Origin of the sequence: Pseudomonas sp. R4-34-07 (assembly GCF_003852375.1) — a bacterium.
GTDB lineage: Bacteria > Pseudomonadota > Gammaproteobacteria > Pseudomonadales > Pseudomonadaceae > Aquipseudomonas.
Window position 1 is genome coordinate 5,093,280 of the sequence record NZ_CP027760.1, and the last position, 25,336, is coordinate 5,118,615.

The 25,336-nt window shown below is 60.7% G+C and carries 23 protein-coding genes; 7 read left to right on the forward strand and 16 right to left on the reverse strand.

All coding sequences use genetic code 11. The annotated features are described in order from the left end of the window. The first annotated feature begins 118 nt into the window (after positions 1-118). Entirely contained in the window at positions 119-1,372 is a 1,254-nt protein-coding gene (gene glyA / locus C4J85_RS23405) for a serine hydroxymethyltransferase (protein WP_124368423.1), read from the forward strand. 126 nt (positions 1,373-1,498) lie between these two features. Here the strand turns inward: glyA and yjiA are convergent, their stop codons facing one another. The 6 genes from yjiA to katB form a co-directional block, all read right to left on the reverse strand. Then, positions 1,499-2,458, reverse strand: a complete 960-nt coding sequence (gene yjiA, locus C4J85_RS23410; RefSeq protein ID WP_124410826.1) for a GTPase — start codon at positions 2,456-2,458, stop codon at positions 1,499-1,501. A 138-nt stretch (positions 2,459-2,596) separates the two neighbouring features. Then, complete coding sequence (locus C4J85_RS23415) at positions 2,597-2,794, reverse strand: YbdD/YjiX family protein (RefSeq protein ID WP_003176208.1); 198 nt, start codon at positions 2,792-2,794, stop codon at positions 2,597-2,599. 15 nt (positions 2,795-2,809) lie between these two features. Then, the gene (locus C4J85_RS23420) at positions 2,810-4,876 is read right to left on the reverse strand and encodes a carbon starvation CstA family protein (protein WP_124364489.1); all 2,067 of its coding nucleotides are present in this window, start codon (positions 4,874-4,876) and stop codon (positions 2,810-2,812) included. A 305-nt stretch (positions 4,877-5,181) separates the two neighbouring features. Beyond that, entirely contained in the window at positions 5,182-6,549 is a 1,368-nt protein-coding gene (gene radA, locus C4J85_RS23425; protein WP_124368425.1) for a DNA repair protein RadA, read from the reverse strand. A gap of 36 nt (positions 6,550-6,585) precedes the next feature. After that, entirely contained in the window at positions 6,586-7,134 is a 549-nt protein-coding gene (locus C4J85_RS23430; protein ID WP_124410827.1) for an ankyrin repeat domain-containing protein, read from the reverse strand. A gap of 138 nt (positions 7,135-7,272) precedes the next feature. Then, positions 7,273-8,814 (reverse strand): catalase KatB, encoded by a 1,542-nt coding sequence (gene katB / locus C4J85_RS23435; protein WP_124410828.1) that lies wholly within the window; start codon positions 8,812-8,814, stop codon positions 7,273-7,275. Positions 8,815-9,101: 287 nt separating this feature from the next. On the opposite strand from katB, the gene mscL reads away from it, so the two are divergent. Then, positions 9,102-9,518, forward strand: a complete 417-nt coding sequence (gene mscL, locus C4J85_RS23440) for a large-conductance mechanosensitive channel protein MscL (RefSeq protein ID WP_124368428.1) — start codon at positions 9,102-9,104, stop codon at positions 9,516-9,518. Between the two features lie 43 nt (positions 9,519-9,561). On the opposite strand, the gene C4J85_RS23445 is transcribed toward mscL, so the two are convergent. Next, entirely contained in the window at positions 9,562-10,338 is a 777-nt protein-coding gene (locus tag C4J85_RS23445; RefSeq protein ID WP_124410829.1) for a ferredoxin--NADP reductase, read from the reverse strand. A gap of 429 nt (positions 10,339-10,767) precedes the next feature. Between C4J85_RS23445 and C4J85_RS23450 the strand changes: the two genes are divergently transcribed. Together C4J85_RS23450 and C4J85_RS23455 are read left to right on the forward strand one after the other, a co-directional pair. Further along, positions 10,768-11,478 (forward strand): LuxR family transcriptional regulator, encoded by a 711-nt coding sequence (locus tag C4J85_RS23450; RefSeq protein ID WP_124410830.1) that lies wholly within the window; start codon positions 10,768-10,770, stop codon positions 11,476-11,478. A 142-nt stretch (positions 11,479-11,620) separates the two neighbouring features. Next, a complete protein-coding gene (locus C4J85_RS23455) occupies positions 11,621-12,745 on the forward strand; it encodes a class I SAM-dependent methyltransferase (RefSeq protein ID WP_124410831.1) in 1,125 nt (374 codons plus the stop codon). Positions 12,746-12,811: 66 nt separating this feature from the next. Here the strand turns inward: C4J85_RS23455 and C4J85_RS23460 are convergent, their stop codons facing one another. The 3 genes from C4J85_RS23460 to C4J85_RS23470 are packed head-to-tail and all read right to left on the reverse strand — an operon-like array spanning position 12,812 to position 15,440. Continuing rightward, positions 12,812-12,979, reverse strand: a complete 168-nt coding sequence (locus C4J85_RS23460; RefSeq protein WP_065886906.1) for a DUF2474 domain-containing protein — start codon at positions 12,977-12,979, stop codon at positions 12,812-12,814. Positions 12,980-12,991: 12 nt separating this feature from the next. Then, positions 12,992-13,999 carry a cytochrome d ubiquinol oxidase subunit II gene (cydB, locus tag C4J85_RS23465; RefSeq protein WP_124364495.1) on the reverse strand — a complete coding sequence of 336 codons (1,008 nt, stop codon included), beginning with the start codon at positions 13,997-13,999 and terminating at the stop codon, positions 12,992-12,994. Position 14,000: 1 nt separating this feature from the next. After that, positions 14,001-15,440 (reverse strand): cytochrome ubiquinol oxidase subunit I, encoded by a 1,440-nt coding sequence (locus tag C4J85_RS23470; protein ID WP_124410832.1) that lies wholly within the window; start codon positions 15,438-15,440, stop codon positions 14,001-14,003. Between the two features lie 318 nt (positions 15,441-15,758). Here C4J85_RS23470 and C4J85_RS23475 point away from each other — a divergent pair, with 318 nt between their 5' ends. Continuing rightward, complete coding sequence (locus C4J85_RS23475) at positions 15,759-17,009, forward strand: MFS transporter (protein WP_124364497.1); 1,251 nt, start codon at positions 15,759-15,761, stop codon at positions 17,007-17,009. Positions 17,010-17,318: 309 nt separating this feature from the next. Here C4J85_RS23475 and C4J85_RS23480 read toward each other — a convergent pair whose 3' ends face one another. The 4 genes from C4J85_RS23480 to C4J85_RS23495 form a co-directional block, all read right to left on the reverse strand. Then, positions 17,319-19,502, reverse strand: coding sequence for a xanthine dehydrogenase family protein molybdopterin-binding subunit (locus C4J85_RS23480; protein ID WP_124410833.1), 2,184 nt, complete (start codon positions 19,500-19,502; stop codon positions 17,319-17,321). Beyond that, positions 19,499-20,488: a xanthine dehydrogenase family protein subunit M gene (locus tag C4J85_RS23485; RefSeq protein WP_124410834.1), complete on the reverse strand. Its 990-nt coding sequence runs from the start codon at positions 20,486-20,488 to the stop codon at positions 19,499-19,501. The genes C4J85_RS23480 and C4J85_RS23485 overlap by 4 nt, the downstream gene beginning before the upstream one ends. Continuing rightward, positions 20,485-21,009, reverse strand: a complete 525-nt coding sequence (locus tag C4J85_RS23490) for a (2Fe-2S)-binding protein (protein WP_124368435.1) — start codon at positions 21,007-21,009, stop codon at positions 20,485-20,487. The genes C4J85_RS23485 and C4J85_RS23490 overlap by 4 nt, the downstream gene beginning before the upstream one ends. A gap of 96 nt (positions 21,010-21,105) precedes the next feature. Next, positions 21,106-21,552: a DUF4879 domain-containing protein gene (locus tag C4J85_RS23495; protein WP_124410835.1), complete on the reverse strand. Its 447-nt coding sequence runs from the start codon at positions 21,550-21,552 to the stop codon at positions 21,106-21,108. A 188-nt stretch (positions 21,553-21,740) separates the two neighbouring features. Here C4J85_RS23495 and C4J85_RS23500 point away from each other — a divergent pair, with 188 nt between their 5' ends. Both C4J85_RS23500 and trmA read left to right on the forward strand, forming a co-directional pair. Continuing rightward, entirely contained in the window at positions 21,741-23,036 is a 1,296-nt protein-coding gene (locus C4J85_RS23500; RefSeq protein ID WP_124364502.1) for an NCS2 family permease, read from the forward strand. Continuing rightward, a complete protein-coding gene (gene trmA / locus C4J85_RS23505; protein WP_124408234.1) occupies positions 23,033-24,112 on the forward strand; it encodes a tRNA (uridine(54)-C5)-methyltransferase TrmA in 1,080 nt (359 codons plus the stop codon). Before C4J85_RS23500 ends, trmA begins: the two co-directional genes overlap by 4 nt. Positions 24,113-24,146: 34 nt before the next feature. On the opposite strand, the gene C4J85_RS23510 is transcribed toward trmA, so the two are convergent. Continuing rightward, positions 24,147-24,614, reverse strand: a complete 468-nt coding sequence (locus tag C4J85_RS23510) for a DUF2442 domain-containing protein (protein WP_124410836.1) — start codon at positions 24,612-24,614, stop codon at positions 24,147-24,149. Then, positions 24,611-25,039, reverse strand: a complete 429-nt coding sequence (locus C4J85_RS23515) for a DUF4160 domain-containing protein (RefSeq protein ID WP_124410837.1) — start codon at positions 25,037-25,039, stop codon at positions 24,611-24,613. The genes C4J85_RS23510 and C4J85_RS23515 overlap by 4 nt, the downstream gene beginning before the upstream one ends. Positions 25,040-25,336: the final 297 nt, after the last annotated feature.

The window sequence follows — 25,336 nt, forward strand, 5'->3', positions numbered from 1 at the left end:
TTCACTCACGATTCCAGATGAGCCCCGCTTGTCCGCGACATGATGTCCTTTCATATGCCATCTAAAACCCATTGGGTTAGAATGCCCTCCTTTTCTGCCCCGATCCTTGAGGACCGCCATGTTCAGCCGTGATTTGACTATTGCCAAGTACGACGCCGATCTCTTCGCCGCCATGGAGCAAGAAGCCGTGCGCCAGGAAGAGCACATTGAGCTGATCGCTTCGGAAAACTACACCAGCCCTGCGGTGATGGAGGCTCAAGGTTCGGTTCTGACCAACAAGTACGCCGAAGGCTACCCAGGCAAGCGCTACTACGGTGGTTGCGAGTACGTCGACGTGGTTGAGCAGTTGGCCATCGACCGTGCAAAAGAGCTGTTCGGCGCCGATTACGCCAATGTCCAGCCGCACGCCGGTTCCCAAGCCAACAGCGCGGTGTACCTGGCCCTGCTGCAAGGTGGCGACACCATCCTGGGCATGAGCCTGGCCCATGGCGGTCACCTGACCCACGGCGCCAGCGTTTCTTCCTCGGGCAAGCTGTACAACGCCGTTCAATACGGCATCGATGCCAACGGCCTGATCGACTACGACGAAGTCGAGCGCCTGGCGGTCGAGCACAAGCCAAAAATGATCGTGGCCGGTTTCTCTGCCTACTCGCAGATCCTGGACTTCCCACGCTTCCGTGAAATCGCGGACAAGGTCGGCGCCTACCTGTTCGTCGACATGGCCCACGTGGCCGGTCTGGTCGCCGCTGGCGTCTACCCGAACCCGGTGCCTTACGCTGACGTGGTCACCACCACAACCCACAAGACCCTGCGCGGTCCACGTGGCGGCCTGATCCTGGCGCGCGCCAACGCCGAGATCGAGAAGAAGCTGAACTCTGCGGTATTCCCGGGCGCCCAGGGTGGCCCGCTGGAGCACGTGATCGCCGCCAAGGCGATCTGCTTCAAGGAAGCGCTGCAGCCTGAGTTCAAGACCTACCAGGAACAAGTGGTCAAGAACGCCAAGGCCATGGCCGGCGTGTTCATCGAACGCGGTTATGACGTGGTGTCCGGCGGTACTGAAAACCACCTATTCCTGCTGTCGCTGATCAAGCAGGACATTTCCGGTAAAGATGCTGACGCTGCCCTGGGCAAAGCCTTCATCACCGTGAACAAGAACTCCGTGCCGAACGATCCACGCTCGCCATTCGTCACCTCCGGCCTGCGCTTCGGCACCCCGGCTGTGACCACTCGTGGCTTCAAGGAAGCCGAGTGCAAGGAACTGGCCGGCTGGATCTGCGACATCCTGGCGGACCTGAACAACGAAGCCGTGATCGACGCGGTACGTGAGAAGGTCAAGGCTATCTGCAAGAAGCTGCCGGTGTACGGCGCGTAATACTAAGAAGCCCACTGTAGGAGCGAGCTTGCTCGCGAAAAACGTCAACGGTAACGCGTGCATCCTGGAAGCACGCGTTACCTGTGAGTTCTTCGCGAGCAAGCTCGCTCCTACAGGTGGGCTTTTTTATGCCTGGTAGACCCTGGCAAAGCCTTCGCGAATCTTGTCCTCCGGCAACTCATCGGCAATAAACACAATCACGCTCTCCCGTGCCTCGCCTTCGGCCCATTCGGTGTCCCAGTCGAAGCCATAGAGCTTCAGCACGCCCTGAAACACCATGCGCCGCTCTTCCCCGGCAATGTTCAGCACGCCCTTGTAACGCAGCAATTGCTTGCCGTGGTCTTCCAGCAACTCGTTCATGAACTCACTGAGGCGGTCGATATCCAGCGGCTGGTCGGTGCGCAGCACCAGGCTGGAGATGCGGTCGATGGACGGCGCTGCGCTGACGGGGCGCAGGCTCATGCCGGCGTTGAGGTTGAAGCCTCGCACATCGAGCAGTTCGGCCAGGTCGATGGCGCCATGGTCCACCACCCGAATCGGGGCGCGGCGGTTGATGCGGGTCAGGCGTTCGCTGAGGGCGTCGAAGGTGGCATCGTCCACCAGGTCGCGCTTGCTCACCAGCAGGCGGTCGGCAAAGCCGATCTGTGCCTGGGCGATGGTTTGGGCCAAGTGTTGCTCGGCGTGGGCGGCGTCCACCAGCGTAATGATGCCGTCGAGGATGTAACGGTCGCGCAGTTCCTCGTCGATGAAGAACGTCTGCGCCACGGGCGCAGGGTCCGCCAGGCCGGTGCACTCGATCACCAGACGGTCGAAGGCGATCTCGCCGCTGTCCAGGCGCTCAAGCAGCAGGTAGAGGGCTTTGGTCAGGTCGGTGTGGATGGTGCAGCACACGCAGCCGTTGGACAGGGTCATGACTTGCACCGGCTCGGCGCCCAGCAGTTGGGTATCGATGCCGGCGTCACTGAATTCGTTTTCGATCACGGCAATCTTCAAGCCGTGTTCGGCCTTGAGCAGATGGCGCAGCAAGGTGGTCTTGCCAGCGCCGAGGAAGCCGCTGAGAACGGTGACGGGAATGGGAGAGGACAAAAGAAATTCTCCTTGAAGAAACACAGAAACAAATGTGGGAGGGGGCTTGCCCCCGATAGCAGTGTGTCAGGCACTCATGTGGCACTGATACACCGCTATCGGGAGCAAGCCCCCTCCCACAAGGGGTGCTACTTTAATTCAGCAGCACTTGGGCCCACCCTTGCCGCCGTAACGGGCTTCCTGGCGTTCCCGGAAGAACGCCTTGTAGTCCATCATCGGCTTGTCCGGGTGTTTGGTTTGCATATGCTCGACGTAAGTGTCGTAGTCGGGCATGCCGACCATCAGGCGCGCAGCCTGACCGAGGTATTTACCGAGGCGACTGATGTCATTGAACATGGGTGCAATCCTCGTTTATGCGTCCGGTACAGCCTGGAACGGGGCTTCTTTATCCGTACGCTCTTTGTTACCCCAGGCGGCAATGCCGACCTTGAGCGCATAGAACAGGATGCTGAACACCACGAACAGGAACAGCGCCGTCAGCGTTGCGTTGGTGTAGGCGTTATAGATCACATGCTGCATCTGATCGATGCTCTTGGCCGGGGCCAGGATCTGGCCGTTGGCCAGGGCATCGCTGTATTTCTTCGCCAGCGACAGGAAGCCGATCGCCGGGTTGGCGTCGAACAGCTTGATGAAGCCTGCGGTGGTGGTGCAGATCAGCAGCCAGACCGCCGGCAGCAAGGTCACCCAAATGTAGCGCTGGCGCTTCATTTTGATCAGCACAACCGTGGCCAGCATCAACGCGATACCCGCCAGCATCTGGTTGGAGATACCGAACAGCGGCCACAAGGTGTTGATGCCACCCAGTGGGTCGATCACGCCCTGATACAGCAGGTACCCCCACATCGCCACACAACCGGCGGTGGCGATCAGGTTGGCGGTCCAGGATTCGGTGCGTTTGAGCGACGGCACGAAGGAGCCAAGCAGGTCCTGCAGCATGAAGCGACCGGCACGGGTACCGGCGTCAACCGCCGTCAGGATGAACAGCGCTTCGAACAGGATCGCAAAGTGGTACCAGAACGCCATGGTGTTTTCACCCGGCAGCACACTGTGCAGGATCTGCGCGATACCGACCGCCAGCGTCGGCGCACCGCCGGCACGCGCCAGGATGGTGGTTTCACCGATGTCGTGGGCCACGGCCGACAGCGCCTCGGGGGTGATTGCAAAGCCCCAGCTGCTGACGGTCTGCGCCACGGTAACAACGTCGCTACCGACGATCGCCGCCGGGCTGTTCATGGCGAAGTACACGCCAGGCTCGATCACCGACGCGGCAACCATCGCCATGATGGCCACGAATGACTCCATCAGCATGCCGCCGTAACCGATGTAACGGGCGTGGCCTTCATTGGCCAGCAGCTTGGGCGTGGTGCCCGAGGAGATCAGCGCATGGAAGCCGGAGACCGCGCCACAGGCGATGGTGATGAACAGGAACGGGAACAGGCCGCCTTTCCACACCGGGCCGGTGCCGTCGATGAACTGAGTGAGCGCCGGCATTTTCAGGTCGGGCATGGTGACCAGGATGCCAATCGCCAGGGCGATGATGGTGCCGATCTTCAGGAAGGTCGACAGGTAGTCACGCGGTGCCAGGATCAGCCACACCGGCAGCACTGCCGCGACGAAACCATAGCCGATCAGCATCCAGGTGATCTGGATCCCGGTGAAGGTGAAGGCCTTGGCCCAGACCGGGTCAGCGGCAATCTGCCCGCCCAGCCAGATCGAACCGAGCAGCAACAGCACGCCGATGATCGAAATTTCACCGATGCGGCCCGGGCGGATGTAGCGCATGTAGATGCCCATGAACATCGCGATCGGGATGGTCGCCATCACCGTGAAGATGCCCCACGGGCTCTCGGCCAGGGCCTTGACCACGATCAGCGCCAGCACCGCGAGGATGATGATCATGATCAGGAAGCAGCCAAACAGCGCAATGGTCCCCGGCACGCGGCCCATTTCTTCGCGGACCATGTCGCCCAGGGAACGGCCGTTACGCCGGGTGGACAGGAACAGGATCATGAAATCCTGCACCGCACCGGCCAGCACCACGCCGGCGATCAGCCACAGGGTGCCGGGCAGGTAACCCATTTGCGCTGCCAATACCGGGCCGACCAGAGGGCCTGCGCCGGCAATCGCCGCAAAGTGGTGACCGAAAAGGATGTGTTTGTTGGTCGGCACATAGTCCAGACCATCGTTGTTGATCACTGCGGGGGTGGCCCGTCGTGGGTCCAGTTGCATCACGTTATTGGCGATGAACAGACTGTAGTAACGGTACGCAACCAAGTAGATGGCCACTGCAGCGACTACAATCCACAAGGCGTTGATCGCCTCGCCGCGGCGCAAGGCCACTACGCCAAGGGCGCACGCTCCTACGATTGCCAGCACCAGCCAGGGTAGATGGCGTAGCAGGCTATTATTATTTTTCATTTTTATATTCCAGCCAGGGTGGACAGAAAGGACAGCCAGCCCGAGTTTAGCGCTGTTGGCCTTAAAGGCCACCCCCCTACGTTGGTCTAGAGCCTTGCCGGCGCAAAAAAAGCAGAAATAACTGCCGAATGATGGCGTAGGGCTACAATTTGCCTATTCGGCATTGCTGGAAATCTAAAATCCAACACAGACCAAAATGTGGGAGGGGGCTTGCTCCCGATGGCGGTGTATCAGTGACCTATAAGTGCCTGACACACTGCTATCGGGAGCAAGCCCCCTCCCACATTGGTTTTGTGGTGTGGGCGCTACTCAAACAAGGCATCCAAGGCTTGCTCCAGGCGCGTGACCCCAATCACCTGCAACCCCGGCGGCATTTCCTTTGGCGCATTGCCCTTGGGCACGATCGCGCGTTTGAAGCCGTGCTTGGCCGCTTCCTTCAAGCGCTCCTGGCCGCTGGGCACCGGGCGCACTTCGCCCGACAGGCCCACTTCACCAAACACCAGCAAATCATGGGGCAAGGGCCGGTTACGCAGGCTGGACATCACCGCCGCCATCAGCGCCAGATCAGACGCGGTCTCCAACACCTTGACCCCGCCGACCACGTTAAGGAACACGTCCTGGTCGTGGGTCGGAATACCGCCATGACGGTGCAATACCGCCAGCAGCATCGCCAGGCGGTTTTGATCCAGCCCAAGTGTGACCCGGCGAGGGTTGGCCAGATGGCTGTCATCCACCAGCGCCTGGACCTCCACCAGCATCGGCCGGGTGCCTTCCCACGTCGCCATCACCACGCTGCCGGGGACTTCTTCCTGGGCGCGGGTAAGAAAAATCGCCGATGGATTGGAGACTTCTTTCAGCCCCCGGTCAGTCATGGCGAACACCCCCAACTCGTTCACCGCGCCAAAGCGGTTTTTCACTGCCCGCAGCAACCGTAGGCGGCCATCGGACTCACCCTCAAAATACAAAACGGTATCCACCATGTGTTCCAGCACGCGCGGCCCGGCCAGCGCGCCTTCCTTGGTCACGTGGCCGACCAGGAAGATCGCCGTACCGCTCTGCTTGGCATAGCGCACCAACAGCGCCGCACTTTCACGCACCTGGGAGACGCCGCCAGGGGCCGATTGCAGTTGCTCGGTGAAAATCGTCTGGATCGAGTCGATCACCATGACCTTTGGCTTCTCGATCCGCGCCGTGGCGATGATGGTTTCGATGCAGGTTTCGGTCATGACCCGCAGTTGGTCCTGGGGCAAGCCCAGGCGACGAGCACGCATCGCCACTTGTTGCTGGGATTCCTCGCCGGTGACGTACAGCGCCGGCATGCGGCTGGCGATGCTGCACAGGGTTTGCAGCAGGATCGTGGACTTACCGATGCCCGGGTCGCCGCCGATCAACACGACGGAGCCGTCCACCAGGCCACCGCCCAATACCCGGTCCAGCTCACCGGAGGCCGTGGAGAAGCGCGGCACCTCTTCGACGCTGACTTCGGCCAGGGTCTTGATCTGCGCCTGTTGCCCGGTCCAGCCGGTGCGGCCGGCAGGGGCCGCAGCGCCACCGCTTTCAATCATGGTTTCAGTCAGGGTGTTCCACGCACCGCACTCGCCGCACTGGCCCGCCCATTTGGGAAAGGTCGCGCCGCACTCCGTGCAGCCGTACATGCGCTTGGCCTTTGCCATTCGAGAAACCTCCAACCGAAAAACCGCGATGATAGCTCAGCGCGGCGCCGGGGTCCGGATTTCGCCGTTGGCCAAGCGTGAAGCCGTGTTACCGATGGGGTCTTGGGCGTTGAGGTCAGCGCCTTTGGCCTTGAGTTCACCGAGCAGTTCGACCCGCTTGAACAGCCCGGCGTACATGGCGGCGGTCTGCCCCGCGCCATTGCGTTGGTCAGGGTTACAGTCGGTTGCCAGCAAGCGCTGGGCGATGCTCAGCTCGCCTTTGAAGATGGCTCCCATGAGCGCAGTGTTGCCGCGTTTGTCCTGCACGCACGCGTCGGCGCCGGCGGCGAGCAAACGCTCCACGTAGGCACCTTCGCCGTGATAAGCGGCCAGGATCAGGGCAGTGTAGCCCTTGTCGTCCTGAGTATTCAGGGCGTAGCCCGATTCAATGAAAGTGTTAAGCATGTCGAGATCGCCACGACGGGCGGCGTCGAAATAGTAGTCCTGAAGCTGCGCCTTGAGCGCACCAGGGTCATTGGAGGGGGGTTGTTCGGCCAGCACACTGAACGAACAGCAGGCCAGAAGTGCCCATATGAACGTACGCATGATCAAGATCCTTGAGAAATATCCTCTTGTAGGAGCGAGCTTGCTCGCGAAAAACGTCAACGATAACGCGTGCATCCTGGATAAATGCGTTGCCTTTGAGTTCTTCGCGAGCAAGCTCGCTCCTACAGGAGGGCGCGGTTAGTCGCTCAGTTTTTCAGCCAGTGCTTTCACACGAGCCAGGTCGCCCTTGGCCACCTTGGCCACGCCGGTGCCGTATTCCGGATCGGCCTTGTAGAGGAACGAGAGGATGATGTGCTTGCTCTCATCGTCCGTGGTCGCCAGGGAGCCGCCGAAGTTGTCGATCAGGTCCTGACGCTCTTTCTTGCTGTAGGAGCGATACAAGTCACCGGCCTGTTTGAAGTTCTGCTCACGCTGGATCTTCGCCTGCTGGGTGCTGCCCGACAGCGGCGACTGGCTGTAGCGCGCAGTCTGCGGCTCTTCCCGTGGCAGCAGGCGGCTTGGCTGGTAGTTCACGCCGGTGGTGGTCTTGCCGAAATTCAGCGCGCCGTCCTGGTTACCGTTGTTGACGGTCACCCGTGGCGCGTTGATCGGCAGTTGCAGGGCGTTGGCGCCCAGGCGGTACATTTGCGTATCGGCGTAGGAGAACACCCGCCCTTGCAACAGGCGGTCTTCCGACGGCTCGATACCCGGCACCAGGTTGGCCGGGGCCATCGCGACCTGTTCGGTCTCCTGGAACACATTGGCCGGGTTGCGGTTGAGCACCATTTGCCCGACCTTGCGCTCCGGCACATTCGGCCAGATCTTGGTGGCGTCCAGCGGGTCGAAATCGAACTTGGCCAAGTCTTCGGGTTTCAACACCTGCACATACAAGTCCCACTTGGGGAAGTCGCCCTTGTTGATGTGGGTGACCAAGTCGTTGGTCATGTGGCTGTAGTCACGCCCTTGCACTTCGGTGACTTGCTTGGGATCAAGATTCTTGATGCCTTGCAGGCTCTTCCAGTGGAACTTGACGTAGTGCACTTCGCCCTTGGCGTTGATCAACTTGTAGGCATGTACGCCATTGCCGTCCATTTCCCGATAACTGGCCGGTGTGCCGGAGTCCGAGTACAGCTCGGTCAGTGTACGAGTGGATTCTGGAACATGGGAGAAGAAGTCGAAACGACGCGAGTCGTCGTCCAGGTTAGTGCGCGGGTCGGGTTTGAACGCGTGGACCATGTCCGGGAACTTGATGGCATCGCGAATGAAGAAGGTCGGGAAGTTATTGCCGACCAGGTCCCAGTTGCCTTCTGCCGTGTAGAACTTGGTCGCGAAGCCCCGCGGGTCGCGCAGTGTCTCGGGGGAATGGTTACCGTGGACCACGGCCGAGAAGCGCACGAACACCGGCGTGGCTTCACCGGCGGCGAACACCTTGGCCTTGGTCAGGTCGCTGAGGTTGTCGGTGACGGTGAACGTGCCATGGGCGCCCGTACCACGAGCGTGAACCACGCGCTCGGGGATGCGTTCGCGGTCGAAGCGCTGCAGCTTCTGAATCAGTTGGACATCCTGCAGCAGCACAGGGCCATTGGCGCCGGCGGTCTGCGAATTCTGGTTATCCCCAACGTTGGCGCCGTTATCGCGGGTCAGGTTGGCGGCCTGTACGGAGAGGGTCAGCAGGCTGGCGGTCACCAACACCAGCGCATGGCGCGCGGACACGGGCCTGCGGTTGATTGAAATGTTCATCAAGGTTTCCTCTGGTTTTTTTAGTGCACATTCAGTTGTGCTTGCCAGAGGCTAGTGACCTGCGGGTCAGAAGATAAATAGAAAAACACCACAGGGCCGATTGAGAAAAAAATATGGTAACCCGCTGAAATACGGCGTATTTCGCGCGCGATTGGTGGCACTTTGCAAACTAATTGCGATTTAATGTGTCGATAAAAACCAACAGTGTTAACGGTTGTGTCGCGCGAGCCCGCTACGACTGACTTACACTGACCTCCACCCTTCTCATCTGTAACAAGGAATAACTTATGGGCGTGATCAGTGAGTTCAAGGCCTTTGCGGTCAAAGGTAATGTGGTCGACATGGCCGTCGGTATCATCATCGGCGCCGCGTTCGGCAAAATTGTTTCCTCATTTGTAGGGGACGTGGTGATGCCGCCGCTCGGCCTGTTGATCGGTGGCGTGGACTTCGGCGACCTGGCAATCACGCTTAAAGCCGCGCAAGGCGATGTACCCGCCGTGGTGCTGGCGTACGGCAAGTTCATCCAGAGCGTGGTCGACTTTTTGATCGTCGCCTTCGCCATCTTCATGGGTGTAAAGGCCATCAACCGCCTCAAGCGCGAAGAGGCCGTAGCCCCGAGCTTGCCGCCGACGCCGACCAAGGAAGAGGTGCTGCTGGGCGAGATCCGCGATTTGCTCAAGGCACAGCATGACAAACCGCTCTGAGCTGCGGCTCAAAGCAAAAGGCGCCTCATGAGGCGCCTTTTTTTTACCAGTAGTTTTCCACCGCCACCTGGCCCGGGCGTCGGCTCAGGCTCAGTTGCATATCGCGCTGCTTGAGCAACTGGCGAGTGTCGTCGACCATCTGCGGGTTGCCGCAAATCAGCACCCGGGAGTACTCCGGGGCCAGCGCGACGCCGGCTGCGCGCTCCAGTTCGCCGTTCTCGATCAACGTGGTGATGCGCCCGTTCAACGCGCCCGGATGCCGTTCACGGGTGACGATAGGGATGTAGATGAGCTTGTGGGCATAGTCGGCCAGGTATTCACGCGCGCCCAGTTCAGTGATCAGCGATTGGTACGCCAGCTCCTTGGCCTCTCGGGCGCTGTACACCAGGACGATACGCTCGAATTTCTCCCATACCTGGAAATCCTGCAGGATCGACAGGAACGGCGCCACACCGGTACCGGTGCCCAACAGCCACAGATCACGCCCGTCTACAAAGCGGTTCAAGGTCAGGAAACCGGTGGCCTGGCGCTCCACCAGCAAGGTATCGCCCACCTTAAGACGGCTTAACTCACTGGTGAACTCGCCCCCCGGAACGACAATGGAAAAGAAATCGAGGTGTTCGTCAAACGGCGAAGACACGATGGAGTAAGCGCGCCATACGGTACTGCCATCCGCCCTGGTGACGCCCAGGCGCACGAACTGGCCGGCGGTAAACCGAAAACCGGCGTCGCGCGTGGTACGCAGGGTGAAGAGGCTGGGGGTCAGCGATTGCACGTCGAGCAAGGTCTGGCGGGTAAATTTCTCAGCACTGGCCGTCATGGGAGGCTCCGTTTTGCACAGGGCCTTAGTGTCCCTCAAAGCAGGCCGCGCAAACACCGTTGATTTGTACTGGCATTACCGCGATCCCAACGCCGACGATGTTTCAGCGCTATGAAAAAAGTGGCAAATCAGCGCCGCGCTGCATTGAACTAAATATTTTGCTATTACCGCACTTGCAGTACACCACAAGTTGAAGCCGAGTCTGCAAGGGATGTCATTTTGATAGCATTTACAAGCTCTTGAAAAAACAAGTCCTCCCCCACTAACGCCTACAAAAGCTGACTCCGTATTCAGCGTTGAAGGCCTAAAACAAGCCAACAAATGAAAATATTTCAAGGCTCATTTGTAGGACCTCTCCTACACTTGGTTTCGAGCAGCACTGGGATCTGGGCGTACCCAAGGCACATGGAAACCTGTGGAGAGTTACCGATGGTCAGATGGCGCAATACACGGCTGCCCAAGCTGGAAGGCGAAAGCGAAATCACCAGCGTGTTTGAAATGGTGGTCAATCACACCTATGAGTTGGGGTTCCAATATTGCTCATTTACGATGAGTACCCAAGCCCATAGCAATCAAACAGAGCCTGTTTATCTTAGTAATCATCCAAATGAATGGAGGAGTCTTTACCAACAAGCGCACTTCTTCGATATAGATCCCGTTGTATCCCATTGTAAAAATAGTGTGCTGCCCGTTGTCTGGGACAAGAAGATCTTTAAGAACGCCCCTCATTTGTGGGACTTGGCCCGGTCGTTTGGCGTTCACTTAGGCTGGACCCAAGCGGTTCATGACTTCCAGGGCGTGTTCAGCATGCTGACCCTGGCGCGTGGCACAGACGAGGTCAGCCCTGAAGAGCTTTACGAAAAAGCCGGGCAGGTGTTGTGGCTCTGCCATGCGATGCATGCGGTCGTGGCAAAAAAATACGCCGACGAAACCCATGTCAACGCGCCCAGCAAGTTAACGGCACGCGAAACGGAAGTGCTCAAGTGGTCCGCCATGGGCAAGACCGCTTCCGAGATCGCCGCCATTCTCTGCCTGTCCGAGCGCACGGTGGGCTTTCATATCAGCAGCACTTTCAAGAAGTTAGGGGTTCACAATAAGATCCAGGCCGTACTCAGCGCCTCTAAAGCAGGACTGTTTTAGCCCTGACCAGAAACACCGCATGTCATCACGGTCAAAAAAAAGTAACATTTACGGCCAATTCTGAGTGTTGATGCTGCCCTTTCAGAGGTTGCTTCGCTGTTCACTCAGACGGTTCCGTCGATTACCCAGAGCCTCCCCCGCCATGCCCCTGCTTGACAGCCCCTTCGCTCAACTCGATTTGATTCGTCAGCCCGAGCAATCCAATGACCCGCTGCAAGCCTTCGATGCCGCCGATGAGTACCTGCTCAGCCACCTCGCCAGCCAGCAACCCAACGCGGCGACCCGTGTGCTGGTCCTTAATGACAGCTTCGGCGCGCTTGCGGCCAGCCTTGAAGGCCAGGTGCAGGTGACCACCAGCGGGGACTCGTTCCTCGCCGCCCAGGGCCTGGAGAAAAACCTGGTGCGCAACGGCAAAGCGTTTGATGCAGTGGCGTTCGTGCCGTCCAGCCAAGTGCCGGTCGGGCCTTTCGATCGGGTGCTGCTGCGTGTGCCAAAAACCCTGGCGCTGCTGGAAGAACAGTTGATTCGGCTGCAGGGGCAGCTGGCGCCGGGCGCCGAAGTGATCGCCGGGGCCATGCTCAAACACCTGCCACGCGCCGCCGGTGAATTGCTGGAACGTTATATCGGGCCGATGCACGCCACGCTTGCGGTCAAAAAGGCACGGCTGCTGATCGCCACCGTTGCCGATCGCCCTGCGGCAGTATCGCCCTACCCTACCCGCTACACGCTGGATACGCCGGCCATCGAACTGCTCAACCACGCCAACGTGTTCTGCCGCGAAGGCCTGGACATCGGCACGCGCGCCTTCCTGCCGCACCTGCCGAACAACCTGGGCAGCGCCCGCGTGGCGGACCTGGGCTGCGGCAACGGCGTATTGGCGATTGCCAGCGCGCTGCACAACCCCGACGCGCACTACACCCTGGTGGATGAGTCGTTCATGGCGGTGCAGTCCGCCACCGAGAATTGGCAGGCCGCCCTGGGTGAACGCAACGTGATCGTGCGTGCCGACGACGGCCTGGCCGGCCAGCAAGCGCAGTCGTTGGACGTGGTGCTATGCAATCCGCCGTTCCACCAGCAGCAGGTGGTGGGCGATTTCCTCGCCTGGCGCATGTTCCAGCAGGCGCGGGAAGCCCTGGTGGTGGGCGGCGCGTTGTATATCGTGGGTAACCGTCACCTGGGTTATCACAGCAAATTGGCGCGCCTGTTCCGCGGCGTCGAACAGGTGGCGGCCACGCCCAAGTTCGTCATTCTCAAGGCGCGCAAATAAAAAAGCCCTGCCTTCTATAGAAGAACAGGGCCGAAAGAGCCGGGCCGCACGGCCCGGATCGGGATGTCAGTGCGTGGTAAGGCCCGCTGCGTTCATGAACATGCGCATCAGGCTGGCGACGATAAACAGGGCCAGCACACTGCCGGTCCAGATCATCGCCAACCACCCAAGGCGCCGCCACAGCGGCTGTTTCTCGGCCTGTTCGATGTCGTGCAACGAAGGTTTGCCCGCCATGTCGCGACCCTCCTAGTGATAACCGTCTTCGTGGGTGACCTTGCCCCGGAACACGTAGTAGCTCCAGAAGGTGTAGCCCAGGATGAACGGGATGATGAACAAGGTGCCCACCAGCATGAAGCCCTGGCTTTGCGGCGGTGCGGCGGCGTCCCAGATCGATACCGACGGTGGGATGATGTTCGGCCACAGGCTGATCCCCAGGCCGCTATAACCCAGGAAAATCAATACCAGCGTCAGCAGGAACGGCGTGTAGTGCGCATTGCGTGCCACGGCGCGGATCAGCCCGTACATGGTCACCAGTACCAGCACCGGTACCGGCAGGAACCAGAACAGGTTCGGCAGGGTGAACCAGCGCGAGGCGATTTCCGGGTGGGTCAGCGGTGTCCAGATACTGACGATACCGATCACCGCCAGCACCACGAAGGCCAGCGGCCGCGCCAGGTTATGCATCTGTTCCTGCAACTTGCCTTCGGTCTTCATGATCAGCCAGGTGCAGCCGAGCAGCGCATACGCCACGATCAATGCCACGCCACAGAACATCGTGAACGGCGTGAGCCAGTCCAGCGAGCCTCCGGCGAACTGGCGGTTGACCACCGGAATCCCATCGATAAACGCCCCCAGCGCCACGCCCTGGAAGAACGTGGCCGTCAGCGAACCGCCGATAAACGCCTTGTCCCACAGGTGACGCTTGTGGTCCTTGGCCTTGAAGCGGAACTCAAAGGCCACGCCACGAAAGATCAGCCCGATCAGCATCAGGATCAGCGGCAGGTACAACGCCGACAACACCACCGAATAGGCCAGCGGGAACGCACCAAACAGTCCCGCGCCGCCCAATACCAGCCAGGTTTCATTGCCATCCCATACCGGTGCCACGGTGTTCATCATGACGTCGCGGTCGGTCTTGCCCGGTACGAACGGAAACAGGATGCCGATCCCCAGGTCGAAACCGTCCATGACCACGTACATCATGATCCCGAAAATGATGATCACAGCCCAGATCAGCGGAAGATCAATGCCCATCTCAATTCCCCTTGTGCTGGATGTCGTCGTGGTCGTTGTCGGTGCCATCATCGGCAGCGGACAGCGGACGGGCCGGTGTGCGTTTCTGGCCAGGACCGCCATGAGTCGGCTCAGTGACCTCGTGAATCACAGGCCCTTTGCGTACCAGACGCATCATGTAACCCAGGCCCGCACCGAACAGCGCGAAGTACACCACCACGAACAGCACCAGGGTGATGGTCATCTGCGCCAGGCTATGCCCGGAGGATGCATCCGCCGTGCGCATCAGCCCGTAGACCACCCACGGCTGGCGACCGATTTCGGTAGTGAACCAACCGGCGAGAATCGCGATCAGGCCGGACGGGCCCATCCACAAGGCCAGGTACAGGAACGGCCTGGACGTGTACATTTTGTCGCCCCGGCGCAGCCACAGGCTGAACAAGCCGGTGAAGATCATCAGGAAGCCCAGGCCGACCATTACCCGGAACGACCAGAACACCACGGTCGAATTAGGACGGTCTTCAGGCGGGAATTCCTTGAGCGCCGGCACCTGTTTATCCAACGAGTGGGTCAGGATCAGGCTGCCCAGGTAGGGAATTTCCACCGCGTACTTGGTTTTTTCAGCCTTCATGTCCGGCCAGCCGAACAGGATCAGCGGCGTGGGTTCATTGCCGATGTTTTCCCAGTGGCCTTCAATCGCGGCGATTTTTGCCGGCTGGTGCTTCAAGGTGTTGAGGCCGTGGAAGTCGCCGATCACCGCCTGGATAGGCGCGACGATCAGTGCCATCCACATCGCCATCGAGAGCATCTTGCGGATCGCCGGGTTGTCCTTGCCGCGCAGCAGGTGCCAGGCCGCCGACGAGCCGACGAAGAACGCCGTGGCCACGAAGGCCGCAGTAGCCATGTGCGCCAGGCGGTAGGGGAACGATGGGTTGAAGACCACGGCGAACCAATCGGTGGGGATCACTCGGCCATCGACGATTTCAAAGCCTTGGGGCGTCTGCATCCAGCTGTTGGATGAGAGGATCCAGAAGGTCGAGATCAGCGTACCGATAGCCACCATCACGGTGGAGAAGAAGTGCAGGTTGCGCCCCACCTTGTTCCAGCCGAACAGCATCACGCCGAGGAAACCCGCCTCGAGGAAGAAGGCCGTGAGCACTTCGTACGTCAGCAGCGGCCCGGTGACGGCGCCAGCGAAGTCGGAGAAGCGGCTCCAGTTGGTGCCGAACTGATACGCCATGACCAGGCCCGAGACCACGCCCATGCCGAAGTTGACGGCAAAGATCTTCGACCAGAAATGGTAGAGGTCGCGGTAAGTGTCGTTACGGGTCTTGAGCCACAAACCCTCCAGCACCGCAAGGTAACTGGCCAGGCCGATGGTGATCGCCGGGAACAGGATGTGAAACGAGATGGTGAACGCAAATTGAATTCGGGCGAGATCTAGCGCCTCCAAACCGAACATAAGTCTTCCTCTGTCAGGTAATACCGGTTGCGGGCTCGGAGCCTGCACCCACTGCCCCCACGGATATGGAGTGTGACGAATTTCAATTCGTTTCTTTTTTTACCCGTCACGTAGGGAATCTGGCCTTTCGGCCGCCAGAACAATCCCGGTGCGGGTGTTGATCTGGATCAAGCATCGTTGAAAGAGTAGTCCCATTTGCGCTGCCCGGTTGTGTGGTCTTTTGCCGCGTGACAGCTTGCCTCACCAGGGTTATTGCAACTATTTGTTACAACACAATGCTAATCTCGCCATTCCTTTCGGTCTCGACCTTTACTCCCAATGCCTAGTGAACCTGCGTTGCTGTTACGTCACCACCGCCCCTTCATCGCGTTCTGGCTGGCGCGGATCTTTACCGCCAGCGGCTTCCAGATGCTGACCGTGGCCATCGGCTGGAACCTCTACCAACTGACTGGCAATGTGCTGGACCTGGGGCTGGTCGGCCTGGTGGAGTTCGTGCCGCGCGTGCTGTTCATGCTGCATACCGGGCATGTGGCCGATCGCTATGAGCGACGCAAAGTCGCCGCCATCTGCCAGACCGTACAGGCGCTGATTGCCCTGTCCCTGGCCATCGGCGGTCTGACCGGCAACGTGACCCGCGAGATGATCTTCATCCTCGCTTTCCTGCTGGGCGCCGCGCGTTCATTCGAAATGCCCACCACCCAGGCGCTGCTGCCGAGTATCGTGCCCAGCGCGCTGTTCCCCCGGGCCGTGGCCTCGTCGCAATCGGCCCAGCAATTGGCGACGATCGTCGCCCCGGCCCTCGGTGGTTTGCTCTATGCGTTCGGCAGCGTTTGGGTGTACGGCCCGACGGTGGTGCTGTACCTGATCGCCTGCGGCTTGACCCTGAACCTGCCTGCGCGCCAGACGCCGCTGAACAAAGGCAAGGCCACCCTGGATTCGCTGCTGGCCGGGATTCGCTTTATCCGCAGCCGGCCGGACATCCTCGGCGCCATTTCCCTGGACCTGTTTGCCGTGCTGCTGGGCGGCGCCACCGCGTTGTTGCCGGTGTTCGCCAAGGACATCCTGCTGACCGGCCCCTGGGGCCTGGGCCTGTTGCGCTCGGCACCAGCGGTGGGGGCGCTGTTGATGTCGTTGTGGCTGGCGCGTTTCTCGGTGGACCGCAAGGTCGGCCGCGTGATGTTCACCGCAGTCGGGGTGTTCGGCGTGGCAACCATCGCGTTCGGGCTGTCGACCTCGTTCTGGTTTTCCCTGGGGGTGCTAGTGGTGCTGGGCGCGGCGGATATGATCAGCATGGTGATCCGGGCTTCGTTCGTGCAGTTGGAAACGCCGGATGAGATGCGCGGCCGGGTGAGCGCAGTCAACGGCTTGTTTATCGGGGCATCGAATCAATTGGGTGAGTTCGAATCGGGGATCACCGCCCATTGGTTCGGCACCGTGCCCGCCGTCGTCATGGGCGGGATTGGTACGCTGGTGGTGACCGGGGTGTGGATCAAGCTGTTCCCGACCCTGGCGAATCGGGACCGGATGCATGTGCCGGTAGAAGAGCCCGGGCTGAAGCCCACCGCATAACCTGAGCCTTGAACAAGATAAATGTGGGAGGGGGCTTGCCCTAATGCCAGTCAGGCAAGCGTACACCGCCGTCTGTAGGAGCGAGCTTGCTCGCGAAAAACGTCAACGATAATGCGTGCTTTCTGAATGAACGCGGTGCCTGTGAGTTTTTCGCGAGCAAGGGCTAGCCGCCCGCCTCGTTCCTACAAAAAGCCTTAACTGACTGGCATTAGGGCAAGCCCCCGATAGCGGTAGATCAGTCACATCATCCTCGACTGATACTCCGTCATCGGGAGCAAGCCCCCTCCCACATGAGTTACGCGGTGTGTTTTAGAGCACCTTGTCCAGGGTGATCGGAAACTCCCGAACCCGCTTGCCAGTGGCGTGGTAGATCGCATTCGCCACCGCCGCCGCCACCCCAACAATGCCGATTTCGCCCACGCCCTTGGACCCGAGCGCATTGACGATCTGGTCGTGCTCTTCGACAAACACCACGTCAATCTCACCGATATCGGCATTCACCGGGATGTGGTACTCGGCCAGGCTGTGGTTCATGTAGCGACCCAGCTGATGGTCGACCTGGGTCTCTTCGTGCAGCGCCATGCCGATGCCCCACACCACCCCGCCGAGGATCTGGCTGCGCGCCATTTTCGGGTTGACCACGCGCCCGGCCGCAATCGCGCTGACTACGCGGCTGACCTTGATGGTGCCCAAGTCTTCATCTACCCGCACTTCGACATACACCGCCGAATGGGTGGCCGTGGCATAGCCCTCGCGCTTCTTGTCGGGCTCGCTCTCGACCTGCACCTCAAGCCCGTCCTCGCCGCTGTCCTTGACCAGTTGGGCCAACGACACACTCACGTCGCCGGTGTGCAGGTGGCCGTCTTCAAAGCGCACGGACTCGGCATCCTGGAACACCGGGTAAGTCTGCCGGGCAACGGCCAGCAGTTTGGCGGTCAAGGCCTCGCAGGCTTGCTGCACGGCGGTGCCGACGGACGACACGGTAAACGAGCCGCCTTGCAGCGGCGCGGTAGGCAGTGAGGAATCACCGAGCATGAACACCACATCCTCCACCGCCACACCGCTGGCCTGCGCCGCGATCTGGGTCATCACGGTGTAGGTGCCCGTGCCGATATCGGTGGTGGCGCTGCTGACGGTGAGTTTGCCGCTCGTATCGAGGCGCGCCTTGGCGCTGGCTTTCATCTGCATGGCTTCCCACACACCACCGGCCATGCCCCAGCCGATCAACTGGCGGCCGTCGCGCATGCTGCGCGGTTCGGAGTTGCGCTGGCTCCAGCCAAAACGCTCGGCACCTTCGCTGTAACACTCGCGCAGGGCTTTGCTCGACCAGGGCTTGTCTTCATTCTGGTTACGTTCGGCGTAGTTGATCAGGCGCAGTTGCACCGGGTCGATGGCCAGGGCGCAGGCCAGTTCGTCCATGGCGCACTCCAGGCCGATCACGCCCAGAGCGGCGCCGGGAGCGCGCATGTCCAGTGGGGTGAACACGTCCAGCGGCACCAGCTTGTAGGTCAATTGCACATTGTCGCAGTGGTAGAGCATGCCGCTCCATTCCACCACGTGTTCGCTGAAATCCTCGAAGCGCGAAGTCTGCCCAATCGCGGTATGCCCCAGGGCCAGCAAGCGCCCGTTGGCGGCGGCGCCCATCTGCAAGCGCTGCAAGGTGCGTGGGCGGTAGCCGAAGGTGAACATCTGTTGGCGGGTCAGGGTCACGCGCACCGAGCGCTTGAGCGCCAGCGATGCCATCACCGCCAGCGGCAATTGGTACTGCGGGCGCAGACCCGAACCAAAGGCGCCACCGACGAACGCGGCGAAGATGCGTACCTGGCTCTTGTCCAGGCCAAAGACTTTTTGCACATACGCCTGGCAGTTCTGCGGGCCCTGGGTTTTGTCGTGGATATGCAGGGTGCCGTCGGGCTGGTACAGCACGGTGCTGGCGTGGGGTTCCATCGGGTTATGGTGTTCGATGGGCGTGCTGTAGTGCAGATCGAGGCTGATAGCGGCACCCGCCCATTCAGCCTGGAAGTTGCCGCGCGGCCCGGGCGGTGTCTGGGGCGAAGGGTGAGCCGATTGCTGCTGGGCGATCAGGTCGGTTTCAAAATCTTCCGCCGCGTATTCGATGTCGACCAGCGAGCCGGCATGCCGCGCCAGCTCCAGGTTATCGGCGATCACCAGGGCCAGGGGCTGGCCGCTGTAGAGCACGCGGTCGTTATACAGCGGGCGAAATGGCGAGCCGTCGGCAGCATCCGCATCGGCGAACGCATCGTCGTAGCTGGCAATTTTCGGGCGATTGAGGTGATGGATGACCTCCACCACACCCGGCAGTGCCAAAGCCCTTGAGGCATCGATGCGCAGGACACGGCCTTTGGCGATCGTGCTCGACACCACGCTGCCATGCAGCAGGCCGTCCTCGGGAAATTCACCGGCATAACGCGCTTTGCCGGTGACCTTGAGCAGACCGTCGACACGGTCCAGGGGTTTGCCGATGGCGCTCATGGCCGTTCTCCTGCGACCGCAGCGTCGCTCAGTGCACGAATGATTGCGCGGCGCGCCAGCTTGATCTTGAAGCCGTTGTGTTGCAGCGGCTCGGCATCCCGCAGCAGGGCATCGGCAGCGTTACTGAAGGTTTCGCGGCTGACGCTGCGACCTATCAGCGACGCCTCTACCGCGCGGTCGCGCCAGGGTTTGTGCGCCACACCGCCAAGGGCCAGGCGGGCGTCGATGATCTCGTCGCCGTTCAATTCCAAGGCGGCGGCAACCGACACCAGCGCGAATGCGTAGGACGCACGGTCGCGAATTTTCAGGTAATGGCTGTGGCGGGCCAGGTTATCGGCAGGCAATTCAATGGCGGTGATCAGTTCGTCGTCGGCCAATTGGTTGTCGCGTTGCGGTGCATCGCCGGGCAGGCGGTGGAAGTCGGCGAACTCGATGACCCGCGCCCCGCCGCGCCCTTCGACATGCACCCGCGCCTCCAGCGCCGCCAGGGCCACGCACATGTCCGAAGGGTGGGTGGCGACGCACTGCTCGCTGGCGCCGAGGATCGCATGGATGCGGTTCAAGCCGGTGCGCGCCGGGCAGCCGCTGCCAGGCTCACGCTTGTTGCACGGCACCGTGGCGTCATAGAAATAGTAGCAACGGGTGCGCTGCAGCAGGTTGCCACCGGTACTGGCCATGTTGCGCAGTTGCGGCGAGGCTCCGGCAAGAATGGCTTGGGACAGCAATGGGTAACGCTGCTCAATCAGCGGGTGCCAGGCCAGGTCGGCATTACTGACCAGCGCGCCGATACGCAGGCCGCCCTCGGCGGTTTCTTCGATGGCATTGAGCGGCAGCCCGGTGATATCGATCAGGTGTTCGGGCCGGCTGATGTTCTCTTTCATCAGGTCCAGCAGGTTGGTGCCCCCGGCAATGAAGCGCGATGCCGCGCTGCTCAGGTGCACCGCCTCGTGCACGTCTGCCGGCTTGCTGTAATGGAAGGGGTTCATTGCTCACCTCCCCGGTTGCCGCACGCCGGCAGCGCCTCTTCGATGGCCGCGCGGATATTGCTGTAGGCACCGCAGCGGCACAGATTGCCGCTCATCAATTCCTGCACCTGCGCACTGTCGTGGGCGCGGCCTTCGTTGGCCAGGCCGACCGCCGAGCAAATCTGGCCGGGGGTGCAGTAGCCGCACTGGAAGGCATCGTGCTTGATGAAGGCTTGCTGCATCGGGTGCAACTGGTCGCCGTCGGCCAGGCCTTCGATGGTGGTCAGCTCGGCGCCGTCGCACATCACGGCCAGGGTCAGGCAGGCGTTTACGCGCTTGCCGTCACGCAAGACGGTGCACGCGCCGCACTGGCCGTGGTCGCAGCCCTTTTTGCTGCCGACCAGGTCCAATTGTTCGCGCAGCAGGTCCAGCAAGGTGGTCCAGGGCAACACACTCAATTGGCGATCCTGGCCGTTCAAGGTCAAGCGTATCGGGTGGGCGACGAACGGCTGGGCCGCCGCGCCATTGGGGGTCGCGCTCATAAACACCTCACGGGTTGATGTACATCCGCGGCGTTCAGGGAAATCGCCGTCTCAGGGGTACGACTTCCCAGGGTTTTGAGCGTTCAAGACAATTGATCAGCGGATATTGAGCTGGGCTTTCAGGGTATTTTGCGGAGGATTGATCGAGGTATTGGTGAATTCGAACCAACCCTGGGCTTGCACGTTGAGGTCAAACACATAGATGTAGCCCATCAGCGTGCCCACGCCGTTACAGGCCTCACTGATGTTGCCCACCTGGCACACCGCCGTGCGTTGCCCGTTCAACTCGGCGCCGTTGAAGCGGCCCATCGGGCTGTTGCCCAGGCCGACCTCCATCACCGAGACCTTCGTGGGCCCACGGTGCTCGCACATCTGGGTGGTCTGCACACGGTCCGGAATGGTCTCGCTGCACTTCGCCGATTCGACCTTGAACACCCGGACCTCGCTCAAGGCCGGTGCAGCCGCGCTCCACACCGGTGCCGCGCCGAGCCACAGGCTCAGACAAGGGATCAGAGCTAGACTCCACGCGTTGGCTTTTTTCATGCTGTCGATGACCTGCTGTTGAACGTCGGCGCAGTATGCCTCAAGGCCATGCGCCACACAGCCTCGGCTGCTGGTATGATGCGCCGCTTTTTCCGATCCTCTCTGAAGCCACAAGCGCTTGGCGCAGTTTGTGCTTTGACTTAGAGGTCAACAAATCACGACGCAAGATAGCGTCACAGGGAGCCGGCATGCTGGAAAAGCTGTTTCAACTCAAAGCCCACAACACCAACGTGCGCACCGAGATTCTCGCGGGTATCACGACATTCCTGGCCATGGCCTACATCCTGTTCGTGAACCCGAGCATCCTCGGCGAAACCGGCATGGACAAAGGCGCGGTGTTTGTCGCGACTTGCCTCGCGGCGGCCATCGGTTCGACCGTGATGGGCCTGATCGCCAACTACCCGATCGCTCTCGCGCCGGGCATGGGCCTCAATGCTTTCTTCACCTACACCGTGGTCCTGCACATGGGCCACACCTGGCAGGTGGCATTGGGCGCGGTGTTCATTTCGGCGGTGCTGTTCTTCCTGCTGTCGATCTTCCGTATCCGTGAGTGGATCATCAACAGCATTCCCCTGCCCCTGCGCTCGGCGATTGCCGCCGGTATTGGCCTGTTCCTGGCGCTGATCGCCTTGCACAACGCCGGTATCGTGGTCGCCAATCCGGCCACGCTGGTGGGCCTGGGCGACCTGAAACAACCGGCGCCGATCCTGGCCACCCTCGGTTTTGTGCTGATCGTGGCCCTGGAAGCCCTGGCCGTGCGTGGTGCGGTGCTGATCGGCATCCTGGCGGTGACCATCGTGTCCATTGTGATGGGCTTCACCCCGTTCGGCGGCGTGACCTCGATGCCACCGTCCCTGGCCCCGACCTTCCTGCAACTGGATATCAAGGGCGCGCTGGACATCGGCCTGGTCAGCGTGATCTTCGCGTTCCTGTTCGTCGACCTGTTCGACAACTCCGGCACCCTGATCGGCGTCGCCAAGCGCGCCGGCCTGATGGGCAAGGACGGCCACATGCCGAAAATGGGCCGTGCGCTGATCGCCGACAGTACGGCGGCCATGGCCGGCTCGCTGCTGGGTACTTCGACCACCACCAGCTACATCGAATCTGCCGCTGGCGTGAGCGCCGGTGGCCGTACCGGCTTGACCGCCATCGTGGTCGCGATCCTGTTCCTGCTGGCGCTGTTCTTCTCACCGCTGGCGGCCAGCGTACCGGCCTTCGCCACCGCGCCGGCGCTGCTGTTCGTGGCCGTCTTGATGACGTCCGGCCTGGCCGAAATCGACTGGGATGACATTACTGTGGCCGCGCCGGTGGTAATCACCGCCCTGGCGATGCCCTTCACTTACTCCATCGCCAACGGCATCGCCTTCGGTTTCATCGCCTGGACCGCCATCAAGCTGCTTTCGGGCCGCTACCGTGAGCTGAACCCGGCCCTGGTGATTCTGTCGATTCTGTTCGTGATCAAGCTGGGCTGGTTCAACGCATGACTTTCGACGCCGCACACTACACCGCTCAACTGCAAGACAAGGTCACGCGCCTGCGTGACCTGCTGGCACCGTTCGACGCCCCCGAGCCGCAGGTCTTCGACTCGCCGCTGCAGCACTTCCGCCTGCGCGCGGAGTTTCGCCTGTGGCGCGAAGGCGGCGAGCGCCACTACGCGATGTTCGCCCAGGACGACAAGCGCACGCCGATCCTGATCGAAGCGTTTCCCATCGCCAGCCAGCGCATCAACCAGTTGATGCCGCAGCTCAAGGCCGCCTGGCAAGCCAGCGCCGCCCTGAGCCACAAACTGTTCCAGGTGGAGTTCCTCACCACCCTGGCCGGCGACGCGATGATCACCCTGTGCTATCACCGCCCGCTGGATGAACACTGGCACACCGCAGCGAACAAGCTGGCGGCTGAGCTGAACGTGAGCATCATTGGCCGTTCCAAGGGCAAGCGCGATGTGATCGGCCGCGACTACGTGGTGGAAAAAATCGAGGTCGGTGGCCGCACATTCAGCTACCGCCAACCCGAGGGCGCCTTCACCCAGCCTAACGGCACGGTGAACCAGAAGATGCTCAACTGGGCGTACGACGCCCTGGGTGATCGCCCGGACGACTTGCTGGAACTCTACTGCGGCAACGGCAACTTCACCCTGCCGCTGGCGACCCGCGTGCGTAACGTGCTGGCCACCGAAATCAGCAAGACCTCGGTGAATGCGGCCCTGAGCAACCTCGATGAAAATGCCGTGGATAACGTCACCCTGGTGCGCCTCTCCGCCGAAGAACTCACCGCGGCCCTGAATGAAGTGCGCCCGTTCCGCCGTCTGCACGGCATCGACCTGAAAAGCTACGCATTCGGCAGCGTCTTCGTCGACCCGCCGCGCGCCGGCATGGACCCGGACACCTGCGAACTGACCCGGCGCTTCGACAACATCCTGTATATCTCCTGCAACCCCGAAACACTGGCAGCGAACATCGCGCAGTTGCACGACACGCATCGCATTACCCAATGCGCAATGTTTGACCAGTTCCCGTGGACGCACCATATGGAATCGGGTGTGTTGCTGACCCGTCGATAACTCTGTCAGGCATCATCAGCTCCCACACTGAAATTCATGTGTCCGTCGAGTCGCCAGGTTCCAAAACTTCCTTGCGCGGCCGGCCGCCCTTCTTGCCATTGGCCCGGGCGGCGGCCGATTTGGCGGCGCTGCGTTTGCGACCGTTTCGGGAGGCTACCAGGCTCGTGGCAAGGTCCATCAGAGGCTGGCTTGTGGCGATAAGGCCAGTGATCGAAACGTCCAGGTCCTGGGCCTCACAGCAAAGCGCCTTGCCGCCGAAACCGACCTCCAATTGCTGGAAGTCCTGCTGGGAAAACTTCTCGAACTCCGGCAGACCGGCCACCGGCAACATGACACGGCTGCCATCGCTGAAGCCAATGGAGATGCAGTCGTCTTGATAGCGCACGTTGCTGGCGTTGGCATACAGACGCTTCAGCTTGCGCCCACGGGCGATTGCCTTGTCAACGTCGGCATCGCTGAGAGGCACGTAGGGTTTGACGTTGGCTTTTACGATTTTTTTCATAATTCAATCTCCACAGACCCCGGTGCCCTGACCAGGCTCAAAATTGTTTTTTGCCCTACGACATCGTGCCGGGCACGTGCAATCACATAAACACCCCGCTGAATGATCAACCCCGGCAACAACTCACTGGTTTCCCAATTCCAGGAATGGTTCTCCAGGCAAACCGTTTGCAGGTTTTCCCACCAGATCCTGCGTGCCCGCGCCAAGTAGTGCGGCTGCATTATTGCCTCGCGTAATTCCTCCAAGACCGCCTTGGGTGGTCGGCAGCGTTCAGGGTTTACATCCCACAGCTCCACGTCCCCATCCAGAAAGCTGAAACGAAAACGCGCATCCCACGCCCTTCCCCTGACATGCACATGGGGCGGGCAATGCTCATCCCTGAGAAATACCGAGATTACATATCCCTTGTAAGCAGCCACTCTCATCGTAACCCATCCGTTAGGTTATTTTCCGTCAGGTAACAATTTTTCCGTGTCACCCGACAACCGGCTTCATGCTCACGAAGCTGCTTCAAAGATTAGTAACGACGAACAAACCAGCGAACGCCGGGTTGTAACCACTCATGCCGACAGCTGGGGAGACTCCGGCCACGCCCGTAAATCGTGTTCGCACTGCAATCCGGCGTAACACTTCATCAAAAGCTGCCCCTGCTAATTAACGGTTCGATAATCGAACAGATCCAGTGACTTCATTTGACCAAACTAACCATTCAGTACATTTTG